Raw genomic sequence first — 21,285 nt, forward strand, 5'->3', positions numbered from 1 at the left:
AGATGAGTGTTTCTCTACATTTGTTGGGCGTTAGCGAATGCTAATGGCACAAGTGACTTAATAATATCAAACAGAATTCAGGTATCAGTTTTATTCATTGCATGTGAGGGGAGAAAATTAATGCTTATCCCATCGAAACTCAGCCGTCCCCTTCGGCTCAATAATATGGTTATGCGGAAGCGCCTGCTAGAAAAGTTCAATGAAGTTCAGGGTTATCGGCTGGTCTTGGTAACCAGTCCTGCTGGGTATGGCAAAACGACATTGATGTCACAATGGGCTGCCGGGCAGGAGCGCCTTGGGTGGTATTCTCTTGATGATAGTGACAATCAGCCGGAGCGCTTTGCCAGCTATTTGATTGCCGCTATTCAGCAGGCAACGCAGGGACACTGTGTAAAAAGTGAAGTGCTGGCCCAGAAACACCAATACGCCAATTTACCTGCGTTGTTTGCGCAATTGTTTATTGAGCTTAGCGAATGGCAGCAACCGATTTTTCTGGTGATCGACGACTATCATCTGATAATGAATGGGCTTATTCATGAAGCAATGCGTTTTTTCCTGCGCCACCAACCAGAAAACTTAACATTGGTGATCCTATCACGCCATTTGCCATCCTTGGGAATTGCTAACTTACGTGTCCGCGAGCAGTTATTGGAGATTGATAGCCAACAGTTGGCTTTTGATTATCAGGAAACGCAGCAATTTTTTGCCAAGCGGTTAACCAATCCATTGGAGCCTGAGCACTGTAAACAGTTATGCAATGATGTTGCTGGATGGGCAACTGCCTTGCAGCTGATTGCCCTTTCTGCCCGTCAATCTGGCAATACGACTGAAATGTCAGCAAAGCGCCTTTCGGGAATTAATGCCAGTCACCTTGCGGATTACCTTGTGGATGAGGTTTTAAATCGGGTGGATCAGACGACGCGGAATTTCTTGCTGCATAGTTCTATTCTGCGTTCCATGAATGATGGTCTGATTGTTTGCCTGACGGGAGAGGACAACGGACAACAACGTCTGGAGGATATTGAGCGTCAGGGGTTGTTTATTCAACGAATGGATGATTCTGGAGAGTGGTTCTGCTTTCATCCTTTATTTGCTTCATTTCTGCGCCAACGTTGCCAATGGGAAATGGCAGCAAAATTGCCCGAATTACATAGGGCAGCCGTAAAAGGATGGCTGATGCAGGGATATCCGGGGGAAGCTATTCATCATGCCCTGGCGGCGGGAGATACAACTTTGTTGCGGGATATTTTGTTGCAACATGCTTGGGAGTTATTTAACCACAGCAAACTATCCCTATTGGAAGAGTGCATGAATGCGCTGCCATATGAACAACTATTGGAAAGTCCTCGCCTGGTTCTGCTACAAGCATGGCTGGCGCAGAGTCAGCATCGTTACTATGAAGTAAATGCGTTATTGAATCAGACTGAGCAATCATTGAAGCAGAAGCAAATAGCCATCAAGCCGGAATTGCTGGCGGAATTTGATGCCCTGAGAGCCCAAGTAGCGATTAACGATGGTTGTCCGTCGGATGCCGATGCCTTGGCTGAAAAAGCTCTGGCGACCCTACTGCCAGACAATCAATATGGCCGGATTGTGGCAATGTCAGTGAAAGGAGAGGTATTGCATTGCAATGGTCAGTTGGTTGAGGCATTGGCTTTGATGAAGCAAACGGAGCAACTTGCCCGTCTTTGTCATGTTTACCACTATGCTTTATGGGCGTTGTTGCAACAAAGCGAAATTTTACTGGCACAAGGTTATTTACAGGCGGCTTATGATACTCAGACCCATGCTTTTGATTTAATACGTGAGCAGCATTTAGAACAATTGCCGATGCATGAGTTTCTGCTTAGGATCCGTTCACAACTTTTGTGGTGTTGGGCCCGTATTGATGAATCAGCAGATGCAGCCCGTCGAGGATTGGAGGTGTTGACCAATTACCAGCCACAGCAGCAATTACAATGTCTTACTCAACTGGCAAAGTGCTCTTTGATCCGAGGGGATATTGATAACGCTCGTCGCTACTTGACCCGCTGTGAAAATTTATTGAGTAATGGACAGTACCATCGGGATTGGCGGACAAATACTGATAAATTGCGTGTCATTATTTGGCAAAGTTTGGAAGATAGCAGTTCGTTGACACAATGGTTGGCACAAGCAGAACGGCCAGAAAGTTTTTGTAACCATTTCAATCAAAATCAATGGCGAAACATTGCACGAGCACAAATCTTACTTGGTCAATATGAGGAAGCCGAATCGGTTTTGGAGAAGCTGAATACCTATGCAAGAAAATTGGCCTTGGTCAGCGATTTAAATCGTAATCTCCTGCTGTGTAATTTGCTTTATTGGCAGCTTGAACGTAAAGCTGAGGCTCAGGATGTTTTGATGGAAGCCTTGAGTCTGGCCAACCGCACTGGGTTTATCAGCCATTTTGTCATTGAAGGTGAGCTGATGGCTTTGCAACTGCGCCAGCTTATCCAGCTTAATATCTTGCCTGAGATGGAACAGCACAGGGCTCAGCGTATTCTCCGGGAAATCAACCGACAGCACCGACATAAATTTGCCCATTTTGACGAAACGTTTGTAGAACAGTTACTCACTCATCCTGACGTGCCTGAGCTTATTCGTAATAGTCCACTTACTCAGCGTGAGTGGCAGGTGTTGGGGTTGATTTATTCTGGTTACAGCAACGATCAAATTGCCGCGGAACTGGATGTGGCTGCAACCACTATAAAAACCCATATACGTAATTTATATCAGAAAATGGGAATTACTCACCGACAGGAAGCTATTCAGCAGGCACAGAAATTGATGCGAATGATAGGGCTAGGAGTTTAATGATTATTTCTAAATGCGATTTATTTTGTCTTTAATATGAAGAATAAATATTAATAAACAAATATATGATTTTTCAAATTTAAATTTTTTTTAAATTTATTTAATATTTTTTATTACATTTTTGTGATCGAAATAAAATTTAAATGCGCTTAATCTGATTTCATCGCAATAAGTATGTTTTTTCATTGTTTAATACGACTAATTGCTTAATACGAATAATTGTTTAATGAAGTTAATTGTTTGACGTAATTAATTGTTTAGCGATGTTAGTTTTTCTATGCAATTAATTGTTCCATATAAATAATTATCTTATGCAATTAGTTGTTTAATACAACGAATTGTCCAATACAAACTAACTAATAGTGGTGAATGATTATGGAAAATAAAGAGCACCTTGAAGGTATGCTTTCTCGCTTTATTGGTCATGGCCCTTATTTGATCATTGATGGTGAAAAATATATTGACGCGGCATCAGGAACTTTTAATTTGCCGTTAGGCTACACGAATGATCGGATTGCAAACAAACTTAAACAGCAGATTGATAGATGTACACATTTGAGTTCAGCTTATACACATAAAATGTCTCAATATATTTTAAGTAAATTACTTAAGCATACACCTGAAGGAGTCGATCGTATTTGGCTGAGAGATGTATCTGGATCTGGTGCAGTTGAATGTGCTATCCGCATAGCGCAAAAATCAACGGGACGTTCAGGAGTTATTTCGTTCTTTCTTGCCCATCATGGGCAATCTCTTGCAACAGCACAGATTTCCGGCAATGCGTTCAGAATTAAGGACTTCCATGTAAATATTGATGGTTCGATAAAAATTCCTGCGCCAGCCAGTGTCCTGTCAGAGCCACAATCACAGTCGAATGAAGAGCAATTTGTCGATTTAGAACAGTTTATTCAGTTAGGTTCTAATGACAATATTGCATGTCTGATTATTGAACCGATTCAGGGGAATGGCGGAAATATTGTTTTCCCTGTGTCTTTTTACCGGAAGATCAGGGAAATCTGTCATCAGCATGGCATCATCATTATTGCGGATGAAGTACAGACAGGTTTTGGTCGTACAGGCACGTTCTTCGCTTCGACGGGTTATGCCAAGGAACTGGAGCCGGATATCATCGTTTTCGCCAAAGGGGCTGGAGGCATCGGTATTCCGACTGGCGGCGTATTGATGCGCCATTCACTGGATATTTTGGAATCGTTCGAACATTCCAGCACTTCTGGTGCCAATCCGCTCTCTTTGGTTGCCCTCAATGAAATCATCGACATTATTGAAGATGAGCACGTTTTGGAAAATGTGCAACAAAATGAAGCCTACTTGCGTGATGGTTTGTTGAAATTACAGCGTCAATACCCAGAGATCACGGGAGTCAGAGGTGTGGGATATATGTATGGCTTTGATACACCAAATCCAGATTTTGCAGCGCAGGCGATAGCCACTGCCAACCGCCATAATTTGATCTTACGTGGTTCCCGTTATGGTAAGGGAAAAACAATCAAAGTTCGTCCACCGCTGATTTGTACACAGGAACATCTGGCGGAGATCCTGCATAAACTGGATCTGACTTTCTCAGAATTAACGGCTACCGCACAGGTATATAAGGAGGCTGCATCATGCTAGCGCTTAAATATCATCAAGCTTGGGATGTTGAAATCCAGCAAGTTGAATCTTTGTCTTGTATTGAACCCGATGATGTTGTTGTTGATATTGCAGTGTGTGGTATTTGTGGCACGGATGTGGGAATTATCACAGGCGCTTACCCTGTTGCAATACCGGGAACCACTTTGGGGCATGAAACTACTGGCGTGGTATCGCAAATTGGCAGCGGTGTTACTCAGTTTCAGGTGGGAGATCGTGTTGTGGTCAACCCGACCTACTTTTGTGGACATTGCCGGATGTGTCAGACGGGAAGTCCTAATCATTGTGAGAGAAAACTGGGAACAGAAGCAGGGGTTTCCTATGATGGCGCGTTCGCAGATCAATATTTGGCAAAAGAAAATTTACTTATCAAGCTGGATGATCATGTCAGCATGGAAGAAGCCTCACTGACTGAACCACTGAGCTGTACACTAACCGGAGTGGATAAACTGGGGATCACCCATACTAATATTCGTGCAGCGGTAGCAGGGGCTGGCCCTATGGGGATGTTGTACATTTGGGCGCTGTATGAGCGGGGCGTAAAAGCCTTTATGGTTGAAAAGAATGAGAGTCGAATTCAGTTTGCAAAAGATAATTTGCCTCCAGGAAGCCAGTTATATTCTGGCTTTGATGAAGCACTGATTCAGGAATATGGTGATACATCAGCTCTGTTTGATTTATGTGTGGATACAACGGGGCAGTTGACCGAATATATTTTTAACCATTTGGCACCGGGTGGGAAGTTGCTGAATGTTGCCCTGAAAGACAAGCATGCCAGTTTGGACATTATGAAAATTGCGGATAAAAGTCTTTCAGTGATAGGTTCCATTGATTCCCTGAATAACAGTTTTGAACGTGCCTATGCCATGATCCGTGATGGTGTCATCCCTGCGGAGCGTTTGATTAGCCAAGTCTTTGATTTTAAGGATTATCAGCAGGCTTTTCTTACTGTTGGTTGTGATATTGCATCAAAAGCTCAGGTTCCTCTCAGCGCACCAAACTGCAAGGTGTTGATTCGTATCTCTGACCTAAAGTAATTGATTGCTCTGAATAATTGATTGCTCTGAATAATTGATTGCTCTGAATAATTGATCGTTTTGAAGGACTGCTATTTGATGAATAGATGTGAACCAGTAAATAAATGCAATGTCATTTTTGATATTGACGGCGTGATTGTCGATAGTGAACAACTGCACTTTGATGTATTGCTTGATGTATTAGCTGATGTATCGGGAGAACAGGTATCTGCTCAAACACGTGATATTCAACCTCAGCAATTGATCGGGTTAAGCCTGACGGAAACGTTGAATGAGGTTGGCCTTCCTTCATCAATGCATGAAAGCATTACGGAAAAAATTATTTCTCGTTATCAAGAAAAATTGTCTGCACATTACTTGCGACCGGGGATCACTGACTTGATTGCTGTTTTGCAACAAAATGGCACTAACTTTGGGTTTGTTTCCACCGCGCCGCGTAATGTGTGTTTGGCAAATCTTGGTTTGTTGGATCTACATGAACCTCCTGCCTTGATTTCTGGCGATGATGTGGAAAGAACTAAACCCTTCCCTGATCCTTATTTGGCTATGCTGAAATTGAAAGAGATGGATATTCAGCAAACTTTGGTGATTGAAGATACTGATTTGGGGATTGCGGCGGCAAAACAGGCGGGTATTCCGTGGATATATGCTTGGCCTCATGCTTTGTCGGGAGCGGAGCAGTATGGACAGGCTTCCTGTGTCATCGGGAAGTTAACGGATATTCCCCAGTTTTCAGAAATAAGTGCAAATATAGAGCAATAAACATGGAACAATCAACATAATGTGATGCCTTATTAAAGGCCAATATTGGGAGCCTTCCGCCCGAACTGGCGGAAGGCTTTGTTTGGAGGATATCGTTTGGAGGAATTAAGTTGTCTGAAGAATATGCAGTCTCTTCAATAAAACAGCCTGTCATGGCAACGCGAATTTCGTTTTTTATTGCGGGATTCAGTATTGCAAGTTGGGCGCCACTGATCCCTTTGGTAAAAGAACGACTGGGGCTGAGTGATGGCTCAATGGGGATTCTGATACTGATGTTTGGTATTGGTTCTTTCATTATGATGCCAATAGCTGGAATGTTGGCGACGCGCTTTGGCTGCCGGAAGATTTTTACCTTTTTTGCCTTGTTGGCTGTTTTGATATTGCCGAGCCTGAGTGTGTTCTCGACTCCATTGACCTTGGCTTGTGCTTTATTTGTGTTCGGTATGGGAATTGGAGCGACAGATGTGGTCATCAATATCCATGCGGTCAATATTGAGAAACGAGTACATCAACCGATTATGTCAGGCTTCCATGCATTGTTCAGCTTAGGTGGAATTGCGGGAGCAGGTACAGTCAGCCTATTGTTATTTCTGGGAGTTCCACCATTTCAGGTCACAATTGCTGTAGCAGTATTCGTTATTCTACTGTTGTTGCCAACATGGAGTGGAATGCTGGATAACGCTGAAACGGAAACGGAGGACACACCATTTTTTGCTTTACCTCGTGGCATTGTTATCTTGATTGGTTCCCTTTGTTTTGTTGTTTACTTGATGGAAGGTTCCATGCTGGATTGGAGCGGGATCTTACTGAGTAGTGTGCATAACATGAGTAGTCATCAGGCAGGTTTTGGCTATACTCTTTTTGCCATTACCATGACTGCGGGGCGATTTTTGGGCGATAAAATCATTGCGGTGTGTGGATATCGGCGCGTGTTTTTAGGCAGCGCGATTTTGGCAACGTCAGGTTTTGTCCTAATCTATCTGGCATCCAGCATGACTCAGTTGGGAATTTCTTTCCTGATGATAGGAGCAGGGTTATCCAATTTGGCCCCGATGTTTTTCACTGCATCAGGCCAGCAGAAAGTGATGCCTGATGCAGTGGCAGTTTCTGCCGTTTCGACAATGGGATATTCAGGGATTTTGCTTGGGCCGGCAATTATTGGTGGTTTGGCGCATCAGGTCACGTTGCATGGTGCTTTTGCCTGTATTGCTGTGCTTTCCCTTTCATTGTTAGCAGGATATGGTTTGATTAATCCTACCAAAAAATAACAGGGTAAATATTGATGAATTTGCAGCAATGTCATTGGTTGAATGAACCTGCTTCATGGCAGTGTCAGGATGATGAGCTTCATGTCATGACGGACAATAAAACCGATTTTTGGCGTGATACATGGTATGGTTTTCAGCGTCATAGTGGTCACGTATTTGGTGGCTATATCGATGATTTTAAATTTGAAGAAGGTTTCACTTTCCAGTTTTGTATCGAAGGCCAGTTTGAACAACTGTATGATCAGGCCGGCGTTATGTTGTTGGTGGATGAGCAACATTGGTTAAAAGCGGGCATTGAACATTCTGATGGGCAGGCAACTATCGGTAGTGTATTGACAAATGGAGGTTCTGACTGGGCCATGGGGATTTTCCCCGGTAATCCAGATAAGTTCTGGTTACGACTCACATGCGGTGATGGGTCTATCAGATTGCAATATTCTACAGATGGCGAGACGTGGCCGTTACTGAGATTGTCTCCTTTTGCGATTGACAATAATCAGCGTGTTTTTGTCGGTGCGATGTGCTGCTCGCCAGAACGTGAAGGGCTACAGGTAAGGTTTTCAGATTTCAGGCTGACATCATCATTGAAAAAACACCTGCATGATTTAAGTTAGTGGATTAATTAAATATCCGGATGAAGATTCGATTCAACTTCTTCGATCAATGATACTGGTACTTCATTCTCTTTGGCCAACTCAGGCCAAAGAGAAACACTTTTCTGCTAAAAATTATCGACCTAAATAATTATCCCAATCCTTCCAAACCGGTTGTAACCCTGATTTAACCAAGGCTTCCGCGACCTGAAAAACAGAACGATTGTCGTGGGGAGCGAATTGTTCTAACTCGTGATGCTTATCGGCATAGCCACCCGGCTGGGTTTTTGAACCTGCGCTGATGTTATTGATAGCGAGAGGGACAACGTGATCACGGAAGAACGGGGATTCACGGGTGGAGAGGGAAAGCTCTACATCGGGTGCCAGCAGGCGGAAAGCGCAAATCAGTTGTACCAGCTCGGCTTCATTCATTAAAGAAGCCGGTTCTATGCCGCCTGCACAGGGGCGCAGTCGTGGAAAAGAGATGGAGTAACGACTTTTCCAGAACTGTTTTTGCAGGAAAAAGAGGTGCTCCGCCACCATATAGCAGTCTGTTCGCCAATTGTGGGACAGGCCAATCAAGGCTCCTAGCCCAATTTTGTCTATTCCTGCCCGCCCAAGGCGTTCCGGTGTTTCCAGGCGCCAGTGGAAATCCTGCTTTTTGCCTTTCAAATGATGTAATTGATAACTGGGTTGATGGTAGGTTTCCTGATAGACCATCACGCCATCCAACCCCAGAGTTTTCAGTTCAGCATATTCCTCTTGCGCCAGTGGCTGGACTTCCATTGAGACAGAGCTGAAATGGCGGCGGATTAGGGGAAGATAGCGACGAAAATAATCCATACCAACTTTGTTTTGGTGTTCACCTGTCACCAGCAGGATATGCTCAAATCCTAGTTTTTTCAGCGTGAGACACTCCGCCTCAGTCTCCTGTTCGTTGAGTGTTTTACGCTTAATGTGATTACTCATGGAGAAGCCACAATAAGTGCAGTCGTTGGCGCATAAATTGGAAAGATAAAGTGGGATAAAAAATCCCACAGTATTTCCAAAACGCTGGCGAGTGAGTTGTTGGGCACGTTGGGCGAGCGGTTCAAGATAAGGCAATGCCGCAGGGGAGAGCAGGGCCATGAAATCATCTAAGGTCAGGCGAGCACGGGTTAGTGCATGTTCAACGTCCTGTGATGTTTTACTGTTGATGCGTAGGGTGATGTCATCCCAATCCAGTTGTTGCCAGCGCTTGCTGAATGCTTGGTCTGTCATAGTACCCCCAGAAAATCAGTCAGCGGGCTGGAAGCCTCAGCATGGGGTTTTTGGTTTGCCAAGCCTGCTTGATATGAAAGTTCACCTGCTTCAATAGAGGTTTTGAATGCTTGGGCCATTTTCACTGGATTGCGGGCAACGGCGATGGCGGTATTGACCAGCACGGCATCCGCACCCATTTCGATGGCTGCCAATGCATGGCTCGGCGCGCCGATCCCAGCATCCACAACAACAGGCACGTTGGCCTGTTCGATAATAATTTGTAGAAAATCGCGAGTCAGCAGCCCCTGATTGGAGCCGATGGGAGCACCCAGTGGCATGACAGCAGCACAACCGGCTTCTTCCAGCCGACGGCACAGGACAGGATCAGCGCCACAATAGGGCAGGACGATAAATCCCTCTTTCACTAGTTGTTCCGCGCCTTTCAGCGTTTCAATCGGATCGGGCAGCAGGTATTTTACATCGGGGTGGATCTCCAATTTAATCCAGTTCGTTCCCAATGCTTCCCGTGCAAGACGGGCGGCAAATACCGCTTCTTCTGCGGTTTTTGCTCCAGATGTATTTGGCAGCAGTTTGATGCCCAACTGTTGCAGTGGTGCAAGAATGCCATCGTCGTTGCCGTGGAGATCGATGCGTTTCATTGCCATTGTCACCAGTTGGCTACCAGAGGCGCGGATCGCCTCGATCATTATGCCTGCATTGGCGAATTTGCCTGTTCCGGTAAATAGGCGGGAGTGGAAGGTGGTATCTGCAATTTTTAACATAAAATTAGCCTCCAGCAATATTAGCCACCAGCAATGGCCTGAAATAACAAGATATTGTCCCCGTCATTAATTTGATGGGTATGCCACTCTGAACGCGGAATGATGATTTGATTGATAGCCAAAGCAGTACCTGATTGAGTACGCTTTATATGTTCCAGCAATTGTTGCACCGTCATGGGCGCACTTAGTGTAATGGCTTGATCATTGACGATAATGTTCATGCGACTTCTGTTCCTGACCGTTTTTCATCACTATCATTTTCTCCTGCCGCTATTTCGTTGCCGATGGCCCTGCAAATGGGACATCGTGATGAGCGAGTAAGCTGTAGTGTGCTCCAGCTTTGTTGCTTACCATCAAACAGCCGGAGTTTTCCGTTTAATGGAGAAGGAAGACCTGCCAGCATTTTTATTGCTTCTAATGATTGCAATGTACCGATCACACCCACAATGGGACCTAAGATCCCGGCTGTCCGGCAGTTTCGGTAAGGTTCTTCTTGGTCGGGATAAAGGCAGGCATAGCAACCGTGCTGGTAAGGTGGTGTCAATACCAGCAATTGACCACTAAAACCGACGGCGCTGCCGCTGATGAGTGGCTTATTTTCTGCGATACAGGCAGCATTGATGGCATGGCGGGTTGCCATGTTATCGCAGCAATCCAGTACCAGATCGACTTGACTGACAGCATTCACCAAAGAATCATGATCTTGTCGCTCGGTTAGGTTAGTGATATTGATCTGCGGGTTCAGCTCAGCCAGTTGTTTCGCCGCTAATTGGGCTTTGTTGGCAGGAATATCTGCCGTGCGGTAGATAATCTGGCGTTGCAGGTTTGATATATGCAATTTGTCATCATCTGCAAGATAAAGGTTTCCCACTCCTGCCGCCGCGAGATAGAGTGCAGCCGGAGATCCTAATCCGCCAAGGCCGACAATCAGCACTTTGCTGGCTTTTAATTTCTCTTGTCCTTCCGGGCCAATGTCTTCCAGCATTAATTGGCGACTGTAACGCATGAATTCTTGATCGTTTAACATAAAAGCCCCCGTTTCTGATCTTCAGCCAAATTCCGACCTTCAATCAAATCCTGACCTTCAACCAAATCTTGACCTTCAATCAAATTTTGACCTTCAATCAAATTTTGACCTTCAACCAAATAAAGAAATTTGGCTGTTGCCTGCTGCCAGTCTTTTGCCTTTGTGATAGCACTGACCAATGCCACGCCACCAACACCCGTTGCAACGACATCCGGTACTCGCTCCAATGAAATACCACCAATGGCGACAGTGGGATATTCCGGTGTTATATCGACTTGGTGTTTGAGTGCTTCAAGACCCTGTGGTAGTGAGGGCATCTCTTTAGTGGTGGTGGGAAAAATATGCCCGAGTGCGATATAAGAAGGACGCAGAGATTTTGCCCGCATCAGTTCCTGTTGATTGTGGGTAGAAATGCCCAGACGCAATCCGGCTTGCTGAATGGCATTGAGATCAGCGATATCGAGATCTTCTTGCCCCAGATGAACGCCATAGGCTTGGTGTTTGATCGCCAGACGCCAATAATCATTGATAAATAAACGGGCGTTATAGTGATAACCAAGTGCAATGGCAGCTTGAATATCTTTCTCTACCTGTTCTTCGGGTTGGTCTTTGATGCGCAATTGCAGGGTTCTGACACCAGCTTCCAGCAATCGCTCGATCCACGTTAGGGAGTCCACAACAGGATAAAGCCCCAACCGACGCACGGTTGGAGCAAAAGGGGCTTGTGGGAGCACTCCGGCTATATTTACCACAGACATATTTACCACAGACACATTTACCACAGACGCATCAGGCTGGTTTTTTATGGGCTGACTTTTCATGGGTTACCTTCTCCACGCTGTGATAGAGTTCGCTGCCACGGGAACGGAATTCTTCTGACATCTGTTCCATACCCGATTCCTGTTCCAGTTTTGCGGCATAGTCACGCACGTCCTGCGTAATTTTCATTGAGCAGAACTTTGGCCCACACATGGAACAGAAGTGGGCAACTTTGCCTGATTCCTGCGGTAAGGTTTCATCGTGATAGGCGCGTGCGGTGTCGGGATCAAGCGCCAGATTGAATTGATCTTCCCAACGGAATTCAAAACGCGCCTTCGACATGGCATTGTCACGGATCTGGGCGCCCGGATGGCCCTTGGCAAGATCTGCTGCATGTGCCGCGATTTTGTAAGTAATTAGGCCTTGTTTGACATCTTCCTTGTTGGGTAAACCGAGGTGTTCTTTGGGAGTGACATAACACAGCATGGCACAGCCAAACCAGCCAATCATGGCGGCTCCGATGCCGGAGGTGAAATGGTCATAACCGGGGGCAATATCAGTTGTCAGTGGCCCTAAGGTATAAAATGGCGCCTCATGGCAATGCTCCAGTTCTTCCGTCATATTGCGGCGGATGAGTTGCATTGGAATATGCCCCGGCCCTTCGATCATGACTTGAACATCATATTCCCATGCGATTTTGGTCAGTTCACCGAGCGTATGCAGTTCTGAAAATTGCGCTTCGTCATTGGCATCCTGAATTGAACCCGGACGCAATCCATCTCCCAAAGAGAGGGAGACGTCATAGGTGGCACAAATTTCACAGATTTCACGGAAGTGGGTGTAAAGGAAATTTTCTTGATGATGGGAAAGGCACCACTTCGCCATAATTGAGCCGCCACGGGAAACAATACCTGTCAGACGCTTGGCAGTCATTGGCACGTAACGCAGCAATACACCCGCATGAATAGTGAAATAATCTACGCCCTGCTCAGCTTGTTCCAGCAAGGTATCGCGGAATATTTCCCATGTCAGATTTTCCGCAATGCCGTTGACTTTTTCCAGTGCCTGATAAATCGGTACAGTCCCGATCGGAACAGGACTATTTCTCAGTATCCATTCGCGGGTTTCGTGAATGTAGCGTCCGGTAGAGAGATCCATCACCGTATCTGCGCCCCAGCGGGTAGACCAAATCAGTTTTTCCACCTCTTCTTCAATGGAGGATGTGACGGAGGAATTACCGATATTCGCATTCACTTTCACCAAGAAATTGCGACCAATAATCATTGGCTCAGATTCAGGATGATTAATGTTGGCGGGGATAATCGCGCGACCAGCCGCAATTTCTTGGCGAACAAATTCTGGTGTGATGTTTTCCGGTAAGTTGGCACCGAAACTTTGTCCTGCATGTTGCTGGCGCAGGACTTCACTGCGGATGCGCTCGCGTCCCATGTTTTCGCGCAGTGCGATAAATTCCATTTCTGGTGTGATGATCCCTTGGCGCGCATAGTGCAATTGAGTGACACGTTTGCCCGGCTTGGCTTTCAGTGGATGCGGGCGATGGTGAAAGCGCAGGTGATCCAATCCCGCATCGGCAAGGCGTTGTTGGGTGAAATCAGAACTGAGTACCGGAACAGGTTCGGTATCGTTGCGTTCATCAATCCACGGCTGGCGGATCTTATTTAAGCCTATTTGTACATCCAGTATGGAAGCCGGATCACCATAAGGGCCAGAAGTGTCATAAACAGGAATCGGCTCATTTTCTTCAAATTGGGGATTATCTTTCGTGCCACCTACTGGTGTGGGAGATATTGGTGTGGGAGAAAGTAATGTGGGAGAAAGTTGGATCTCACGCATCGGGACTTGAATATCCTGACGCGAGCCTTCAAGGTAAATGCGCTTTGAATTGGGAAAAGCCACTCCTTGAATGGAGTTGATAAACGCTTGAGCAGCATCTCGCTGAGCCTTACGTGGCCTTGCTGGATGGGCTTTTGGCGAAATATCAGCCGTTGGAATAATGGGGTTGGAAATAGTGGCATTTGAAATAGCGCTATTTGAAATAACGGTATTGTTGGACTTAGACTTAGACTTAGACATAGCAAATTCCTGACTGTGTTATTGCCTATCTCATTGCTGAACAGGCTTAAGTTGAGAAAATTGCTTGTCTGGAGCTCGCAGGGAGTAATGGTTGGTGCTGACTAGTATTTGTACACGGTATTGGTATAACGGTATTGATATAAATGTACGATAATACTGGCAGTGGGATGATTACTCTTGTTCCCTTCGCGGGTATTAACCCGATCAGGTTCTGCGGATCCCGAATTAACGGTCTCAGCCTGTGTTCATCGTGATATACGTTGAACGCTAGGCACTCCGACAAGAAAACATCCAGAGTATAAAGGGGATTGTGAAAACTGCAACCGGAAAATCGGGGTGGTTTCTGTCTTCTATCGTAGTTTGCATTCCAAATGTAGTAGCGATTTTCTTAATAACAAAGGAAACGGGTTTGATTTTTGTTTCCACAAAAATTCATCAAATAGATGGATGAAGTCTATGCCAATGAGTGGCTTGCTGATAAGCCCAGCCAGCCTGTATCATCATAACTTCATCAATATTTTCCGACAGGGGATCCCTAAGCAAGCCTGGAAAGATGTTTTTTGTGATAATGCCCTAAAATTATATGGGTTCGTAATGGAAAAAGAATCCAATGGGCAATTAATATGTGTGCCAAAATGCCAACGGAAAAATCCAAATAATGTCCATTATTCAAGTAAATGATTTATGTAAGTCCTATGAGGTTTATACTAAAAATCCAGGATTATTAGGAAGTTTGAAATCATTCATTAAAAGAGAATACGCGATAGTAGAGGCAGTAAAATCAATAGATTTTTCTATTGATAAAGGTGAGGTAGTGGGTTTTCTTGGCGCTAATGGGGCAGGAAAAACAACCACAATGAAAATGTTAACTGGTATTATTAAACCATCTTCTGGGAATGTTAGCGTATTAGGCTATACGCCTTATGAACGTAAGAACGAATATTTAAAATCCATATCATTTTTAGCAGGACAAAAACAGCAACTGGCTTGGGATCTAACACCTAATGATTCTTTTATACTACATAAAGTTATTTATTCTATTAGTGAAAAAGATTTTTTAAAATATCGTGATCAACTTGTGGATATGCTTTCTCTTCATTCCATTATCGACAGGCCGGTTCGTCATTTATCTTTAGGGGAAAGGATGAAATGTGAACTTGCTCTGTCATTATTGCATAAGCCATCTGTGTTATTCTTAGATGAGCCGACGATTGGGTTGGATGTGAATATGCAACGTGCAGTTCGTGAATTTATTGCACATTATAATCAGGTAAATAATGCAACCATTCTTTTGACATCTCATTATATGGCGGACGTTGAAGCTCTTGCTCAACGGGTCATTATCATTAACTCTGGTGAAATTGTTTATGACGGAAAGTTATCACACTTAATAAAAAAACGATCACCAAAGAAAATATTGAAAGCAACCATCTCAGGGTCAATAGGACCAGAATTAAGATCTTTAATTAATTTATCTTCTGTTGATGATCAGAATATTGAATTGACTGTAGAACGTGATTTACTTCCTTCTGTGGTGGCAAAGCTAATGGAAGAAAAAATAATACTTGATATCTCTATTCATGATGAGCCAATCGAAAAAGTTTTAGAAAGATACCTATCTTCATACGGTGAAAATCATGTTGAAGCGCGTTAAGAGAAGTCTATCGTTATGGCGAGTACTCATAGGTCTGTCTTTTTCAAGAGTGATTGCCTATCGTGCTCAATCAATCATTTGGTTATTAGGTGGTATTATGCCTATAGCTGTAATGTTTGTTTGGCTGGGGCTGGCAAAAGAAGGGAGCGTCGGTGGTTATACTGCAAGTGATTTTGCGATTTATTTTCTTTCAATCTATCTTGTTCGCCAGTTAACCGCAATTTGGGTTATGCGGCGTTTAGATAGTGATATTCGAAGAGGAGAATTATCAATGCTGTTACTGCGGCCAGTTTCTCCTCTCTATAGTTATATATCTGATCATACAGGTGAGATGATGGTCAGAGGGCCGATTATTTCACTGGTTTTTATATCAGGAATTTTATTGACAGGTAATTTTTATCGTTTAGATATTATAAAGTTACTGACTTTTATTCCTGCTCTTGCTTTTGCGTGGATTATTATATTTCATCTTTATTATTGTCTTGGATTACTGGCATTTTGGATCAATAACTCGATGGCATTCGATCCACTGCTTTGGGCACTTTATACCATTTTAGGCGGAGTGTTAATTCCACTTGATTTATATCCAGAAAGTATCACTTTCTGGTTGAAATTATTACCTTTTGCCTCAGCATTAGATTTTCCGGTTCAGATAATATTGGGAAAACTGGATCGTTTTCTCCTGTTGGTTGGGTTTGGCGTACAGCTATTCTGGGTTATCCTACTGACATTTTTCAGAATATTATTATGGAATACAGGGCTAAGAAGGTATTCAGCATCTGGAGCTTAATGTAATGAGATACATTTTATTATTTTTAGTTTTACTAAGGCATTCTTTTTTGCTGGAATTTGAATTTCGTTTCAATGCGATAGTGAATTTAATAAACGCTAGTCTTTCTTGTTTATTAGCATTATTAGTGCTGACCGGTTTTTTTGGTCAGGTATCTCAGGTTGGAGGTTGGACTTACTATCAAATGATCGCTTTATTAGGAGTGACACTGGTTATTGAGTCTTTTATAGATAGTTGGCTATTTCCAAGTGTACATTCGCTTTCTGAATATATCAGGCGTGGAGATTTGGATTTAATTATCATTCGTCCTGTCGATACTCAGTTTTTTATTAGTTTTCATCGTTTTAACATATGGGATGGCGCTAATTTTATTGTTGGCTATGTAATCGTATTATTTGCAATGCATCAGCAGGATGTATTAACTATTTGGAATTTTTTAAAATTTAATTTTTCCATGCTATTAGGTGCTTGTGTTTTCTATTCCCTGTTCATGTGCTCAAATCTGATTGCTTTTTGGTTCACTAAAGTGTCAGATGTATGGGTTATTTGTTATTCATTAATGGATGTCGGGCGTTTTCCGGTGAGTGCGTATCCGGGTGTTTTACGTTTTTTGTTAACTTTTTTATTACCTGTTTTCTTTGTTAGCAATGTACCCGCTCAAGCCGCTTTGGGAATATTAGAAATGAAAATATTATTATTGGCTTTCTTATATGCTATTTGTGCTCTTATTTTAACTCGTTTATTCTGGCTAAAAGCTATTTCAAAATATAGTAGTGCTAGTAGTTAATTTATGAATTCTAATTTCTATTTAATATAGTTATCTATGTAACATTGAAATTAATAAAATTGAGTTATTGGAAAGTTTATGACAAATATTTCACCAAATTTAACTAATAAGTTACCAGATATTATTTCACTGGAGCGAGTAGATAAACATACAAAGTCCTCACATAAAATACGTATTTTACTTTTAACAGTAGCGCCAGCGCTGGTTTTTCTGACTCCCGACAAATGCCCCTTCTTCACCCAGTTTGCATAAGCTGAATCTCACTTCCTTCAAGCGGCAGGGTCGTCACGTTCTGGGGTAAGGGAACATTACAGTGGCATGATCCCACCGTGATACCAACAGATTACAGACAGAATACGATGAAGCGGAGTATGCTGTACTTATGTTGATTTTCCATAACATTTAATTAACCTTTCGATGTGGCTATAAAACAAAATACGGTGCAACACATGATGGAATCAATGATGCAAAAAAAATTGACAGGTACAGAACGAGGCTGGTGGATTGTCAGTCAGGAAAACAGGGTATGGTTACCACAAGGGGAGTTGCCGGTAGGAACAGCCAGTCAGTGGTCATTGCAAGGTTATGTGGCTTATGTTATTGGTGAATGGTCGGGAGAAACTGTTTGGTTGATACGTCATAAGATGGAAGCAGATATGTCTTCTCCTCGTCGGATTTCGGAACAAGATCCCAGATTATTTCAATTGGCAGGACGTGGGATTCAATTGGCTGAATTCTATCGTTCACATCATTACTGTGGTTACTGTGGCCAAGAAATGCAACAGAGTCAGCATGAATGGGCTTGTTTGTGCCGGCACTGTAATGAACATTATTATCCGCAAATTGCACCTTGCATTATTGTCGGCATTCGTCGTGATGATCACATTCTGTTGGCACAGCATCAGCGCCATCGTAACGGTATCCATACGGTACTTGCCGGGTTCGTTGAAGTGGGGGAAACGTTGGAAGAAGCTGTACATCGTGAAGTGATGGAAGAGAGCAGGATAAAAATCCGTAACTTGCGTTATGTTGCTTCTCAGCCGTGGCCTTGCCCAAATTCATTGATGATGGGATTTCTGGCGGATTATGATAGTGGTGAAATTGTGCATGATCCCGTCGAACTTATCAGTGCAGATTGGTATCGTTACGATAACCTTCCCCTGATCCCTACGGCTGACACGATCGCCCGCCGCTTAATTGAGGATACAGTTGTATTATGTCGTCAGCAATGACGTTAATTGATTAATAAGATGATTAAATAAAGTGTAAAAATATATTTAGAGTTGTACGGAAGTAGCCAGTAACGGCGGGTTTTAATGCGACTGTAGTGATTGTATAAAGTATGAGAGTTACCTTGTATTTTGTATGAGAATTCGATACCCATACCAAAATGGTAACTCTCAATCTTTAATATACCTTATTGTTTTTGCTCCTCTAGACCCCGGTTTTTCAGCATATGTTTAATGCTCGGTGGTTTACCACGCCAGTCGATATACAGTTTTTCCAAGTCTTCGCTATTACCACGTGACAACACCTTGTCGCGGAAACGTTGACCATTCTCTGCCGTCAGACCTCCGTGTTCGGTAAACCAGGCAAAAGCATCATCTGCCAGCATTTCTGTCCACAGATAAGCATAATAACCGGAAGCATAACCGCCGCCCCAGATATGTTTGAAGTAACTGGAACGATAGCGTGGCGGCACGTAGCTGAGATAGATGTTGTCTTGTTGCAGAGATTCGGCTTCGAATTTATCCACGTCCTGCTGTGGCTGAGCTGCGGTCAGCATATGCCAGTGCATATCCAACAACGCGGCTGACAGTAACTCGGTCATACTATAACCTTTGTTGAATTTTTCAGCCTTATTGATCTTATCCACTAATGCTTGGGGCATTGCCTGACCGGTCTGGTAATGCTTGGCATAATGGGCAAATACCTTTGGATCAAGCGCCCAATACTCATTAAATTGTGATGGAAACTCCACAAAATCACGGGCGGTATTGGTGCCGGACAGACTCGGATATTCCTGAGTAGCAAACATTCCATGCAGGGCATGTCCAAACTCATGAAACATTGTTATCACGTCATCATACGACAATAGCGCTGGTTGACCCGGTGCTGGTTTAGTAAAGTTGGCGACGTTGTAAATCACTGGTTTGGTTCCGAGGAGTTTTGACTGATCGACAAAATTACTCATCCAGGCTCCACCATTTTTGTTATCGCGCTTAAAGTAGTCGGTATAAAACAATGCCAGCGGCTTCCCATCTTTATCGAAAACTTCATACACACGGACATCGGGTTGATAAACCGGAAGATCTTTGCGCTCTTTAAAGGTAAGGCCATACAGCAGATTGGCGGCATAGAACACGCCATTGTTCAGAATGTTATTCAGCTCGAAATACGGTTTAATCTGTGATTCATCTAAATCATATTTTGCTTTGCGTACTTGCTCGGCATAAAAGGGCCAGTCCCAGACTTCCAGCTTAAAGCCCACTTTTTGCTGGTCAATCACTGCCTGAATATCTTTGGCTTCGCGTTCAGCGCGTGCAGTTGCTGCGGGTACAATATCCTGCAAAAATTTTAACGCGGCTTCAGGCGTTTTTGCCATCTGACTTTGTAGCTTCCACGCTGCATAATTCGGGAAGCCCGGCAGCTTTGCCTGCTCAGCACGGATCTTCGCTAATCGGGCCAGAATTTGACGTGTGTCATTATCGCCACCTTTTTCGGCCCGGTTCCACGATGCCTCAAAAAACGCTTTACGTGTGTCACGATCTTTCAGGTTTTGCAGACTCGGCTGCTGGGTGGTGTTTTGCAATACTAACAGCCATTGTTTGCCCAGCTTGCGTTCACCAGCGGCCTGTGCAGCCGCAGCAATTTCACCATCGGACAGTCCATTCAAACTGGCTCTATCTTTAATTGCCAGCGCGCCATTTTTGGTTGCCGCCAGCAGTTTGTTGGTAAATTGGGTACTGAGTGTTGCTGCTTCCTGATTCAACGCCTTTAGTTTTACTTTATCCGCATTAGACAAGTTGGCTCCCGATAACTCGAAGTCTTGATAAATCACTTCTACCAATCTGCGTGATTCAGGAGTCAGTTTTAACGTCTCGCGCTGCTGATAAATGGTTTTGATACGGTTGAACAGTTTACTGTTCAGCATAATCTCATCATTCATCGCTGCCAGTTCTGGTGAGATTTCCTCATCCAATTTTTGCAGCCTGTCAGTGGAGTTGGCCGACGTAATTGCCCCAAATACGTTGATCACCCGTATCAACATTGCGCCCGATTTCTCCAGCGCGACAAATGTATTTTCAAAATCAGGTGCGGCGGGATTATTGGCAATCTTCTCTACTTCCTCCAGTTTCTGTTTAATACCAGCAGCAATCGCAGGCGCATAGTCCGTTTCTTTTATCTTATTGAACGGAGGGGCTTGGAATGGCAGTACACTTGGGGAAAAGAAAGGATTTTGGTTCCTCTTGTATTGCTGTTGATTAGCTTCATCGGTCACACTCAGCTCCTTTGCCTGATCACTTGATACATCCGTGTGGCCAGATCCCGGTTTATTTTCCTCGGCCTGCGCCTGAGTGCTTAGTGCCAAGCCAATAGCCAGTACTAAAGTGGATAAACGCATCAGTCGAAACTCCTCCAGATTATTTATCAATGAAAATGATTTCATAAACGTTTTGATACAACCAATTAACTAACGTGAATCAATTTATCTTAACGATTAACTAAAGAGCATGAATAATGAAGGGTTATGGCAACGTGAGAAACGACACCACCTTTACATAACTCTTTGTGTAACACTTAAGTAACATGGATGTAACATAATGGGGGCGGTGAGTGGGTGTGCATAGTCCTTGTTCCGGGTTTTGTGACTGTGCACATAAATTTTTTTCATCTGGCGTCGTTCATTATTGGGGATTGGTGCTTGAGTGTTATTTGTCAGTGGTCGGGACGGAAGTTAGGATTCCGACGTGTTATCATGCGTGCGATTTTTGTCAATAATCA

Annotated in this window: 16 protein-coding genes, 1 pseudogene and 1 riboswitch; of the genes and pseudogenes, 10 read left to right on the top strand and 7 right to left on the bottom strand. The window is 43.8% G+C overall.

Translation table 11 applies throughout. From position 1 onward, the window contains the following. Window positions 1-120 precede the first annotated feature (120 nt). The 6 genes from malT (at window position 121) to PSI14_RS15310 (ending at window position 8,166) form a co-directional block, all read left to right on the top strand. Window positions 121-2,835, top strand: coding sequence for an HTH-type transcriptional regulator MalT (malT, locus tag PSI14_RS15285; protein ID WP_273576693.1), 2,715 nt, complete (start codon window positions 121-123; stop codon window positions 2,833-2,835). Between the two features lie 375 nt (window positions 2,836-3,210). Then, a complete protein-coding gene (locus tag PSI14_RS15290) occupies window positions 3,211-4,467 on the top strand; it encodes a class-III pyridoxal-phosphate-dependent aminotransferase (protein WP_273576694.1) in 1,257 nt (418 codons plus the stop codon). Then, a complete protein-coding gene (locus PSI14_RS15295) occupies window positions 4,461-5,522 on the top strand; it encodes a zinc-dependent alcohol dehydrogenase (protein ID WP_273576695.1) in 1,062 nt (353 codons plus the stop codon). Before PSI14_RS15290 ends, PSI14_RS15295 begins: the two co-directional genes overlap by 7 nt. 78 nt (window positions 5,523-5,600) lie before the next feature. Continuing rightward, on the top strand, window positions 5,601-6,284 hold the full coding sequence (locus PSI14_RS15300; RefSeq protein ID WP_273576696.1) for an HAD family hydrolase: 684 nt from the start codon (window positions 5,601-5,603) through the stop codon (window positions 6,282-6,284). Window positions 6,285-6,436: 152 nt separating this feature from the next. Further along, window positions 6,437-7,552 (top strand): MFS transporter, encoded by a 1,116-nt coding sequence (locus PSI14_RS15305; RefSeq protein ID WP_370688867.1) that lies wholly within the window; start codon window positions 6,437-6,439, stop codon window positions 7,550-7,552. A 14-nt stretch (window positions 7,553-7,566) separates the two neighbouring features. Continuing rightward, on the top strand, window positions 7,567-8,166 hold the full coding sequence (locus PSI14_RS15310; RefSeq protein WP_273576698.1) for a DUF1349 domain-containing protein: 600 nt from the start codon (window positions 7,567-7,569) through the stop codon (window positions 8,164-8,166). 114 nt (window positions 8,167-8,280) lie between these two features. Here the strand turns inward: PSI14_RS15310 and thiH are convergent, their stop codons facing one another. The 6 genes and pseudogenes from thiH to thiC form a co-directional block, all read right to left on the bottom strand. Then, complete coding sequence (gene thiH, locus PSI14_RS15315; RefSeq protein ID WP_273576699.1) at window positions 8,281-9,405, bottom strand: 2-iminoacetate synthase ThiH; 1,125 nt, start codon at window positions 9,403-9,405, stop codon at window positions 8,281-8,283. Beyond that, window positions 9,402-10,169, bottom strand: a complete 768-nt coding sequence (locus tag PSI14_RS15320) for a thiazole synthase (RefSeq protein WP_273576700.1) — start codon at window positions 10,167-10,169, stop codon at window positions 9,402-9,404. The genes thiH and PSI14_RS15320 overlap by 4 nt, the downstream gene beginning before the upstream one ends. Before the next feature lie 20 nt (window positions 10,170-10,189). Then, the gene (gene thiS, locus PSI14_RS15325; protein WP_273576701.1) at window positions 10,190-10,390 is read right to left on the bottom strand and encodes a sulfur carrier protein ThiS; all 201 of its coding nucleotides are present in this window, start codon (window positions 10,388-10,390) and stop codon (window positions 10,190-10,192) included. After that, on the bottom strand, window positions 10,387-11,196 hold the full coding sequence (locus tag PSI14_RS15330) for a HesA/MoeB/ThiF family protein (RefSeq protein WP_273576702.1): 810 nt from the start codon (window positions 11,194-11,196) through the stop codon (window positions 10,387-10,389). The genes thiS and PSI14_RS15330 overlap by 4 nt, the downstream gene beginning before the upstream one ends. Before the next feature lie 104 nt (window positions 11,197-11,300). Further along, window positions 11,301-11,954, bottom strand: a pseudogene (gene thiE, locus PSI14_RS15335) (thiamine phosphate synthase); the annotation flags it as partial. Between the two features lie 31 nt (window positions 11,955-11,985). Further along, complete coding sequence (thiC, locus tag PSI14_RS15340) at window positions 11,986-14,049, bottom strand: phosphomethylpyrimidine synthase ThiC (protein WP_273576703.1); 2,064 nt, start codon at window positions 14,047-14,049, stop codon at window positions 11,986-11,988. A gap of 164 nt (window positions 14,050-14,213) precedes the next feature. Then, window positions 14,214-14,338, bottom strand: a riboswitch (TPP riboswitch). Window positions 14,339-14,707: 369 nt separating this feature from the next. Between thiC and PSI14_RS15345 the strand changes: the two genes are divergently transcribed. From PSI14_RS15345 to nudC, 4 genes are all read left to right on the top strand, one after another. After that, a complete protein-coding gene (locus tag PSI14_RS15345; protein ID WP_273576704.1) occupies window positions 14,708-15,703 on the top strand; it encodes an ABC transporter ATP-binding protein in 996 nt (331 codons plus the stop codon). Then, the gene (locus PSI14_RS15350; protein ID WP_273576705.1) at window positions 15,687-16,493 is read left to right on the top strand and encodes an ABC transporter permease; all 807 of its coding nucleotides are present in this window, start codon (window positions 15,687-15,689) and stop codon (window positions 16,491-16,493) included. Before PSI14_RS15345 ends, PSI14_RS15350 begins: the two co-directional genes overlap by 17 nt. Before the next feature lie 4 nt (window positions 16,494-16,497). Next, entirely contained in the window at window positions 16,498-17,280 is a 783-nt protein-coding gene (locus PSI14_RS15355; protein ID WP_273576706.1) for an ABC transporter permease, read from the top strand. Window positions 17,281-17,744: 464 nt separating this feature from the next. After that, window positions 17,745-18,512: an NAD(+) diphosphatase gene (gene nudC, locus PSI14_RS15360; RefSeq protein WP_273576714.1), complete on the top strand. Its 768-nt coding sequence runs from the start codon at window positions 17,745-17,747 to the stop codon at window positions 18,510-18,512. Window positions 18,513-18,697: 185 nt separating this feature from the next. Here the strand turns inward: nudC and dcp are convergent, their stop codons facing one another. Beyond that, entirely contained in the window at window positions 18,698-20,905 is a 2,208-nt protein-coding gene (gene dcp / locus PSI14_RS15365; RefSeq protein WP_273576707.1) for a peptidyl-dipeptidase Dcp, read from the bottom strand. Between the last annotated feature and the right edge of the window lie 380 nt (window positions 20,906-21,285).

The sequence above is a fragment of the Xenorhabdus anantnagensis genome, from assembly GCF_028598555.1.
GTDB classification, from domain to species: Bacteria; Pseudomonadota; Gammaproteobacteria; order Enterobacterales; family Enterobacteriaceae; genus Xenorhabdus; species Xenorhabdus anantnagensis.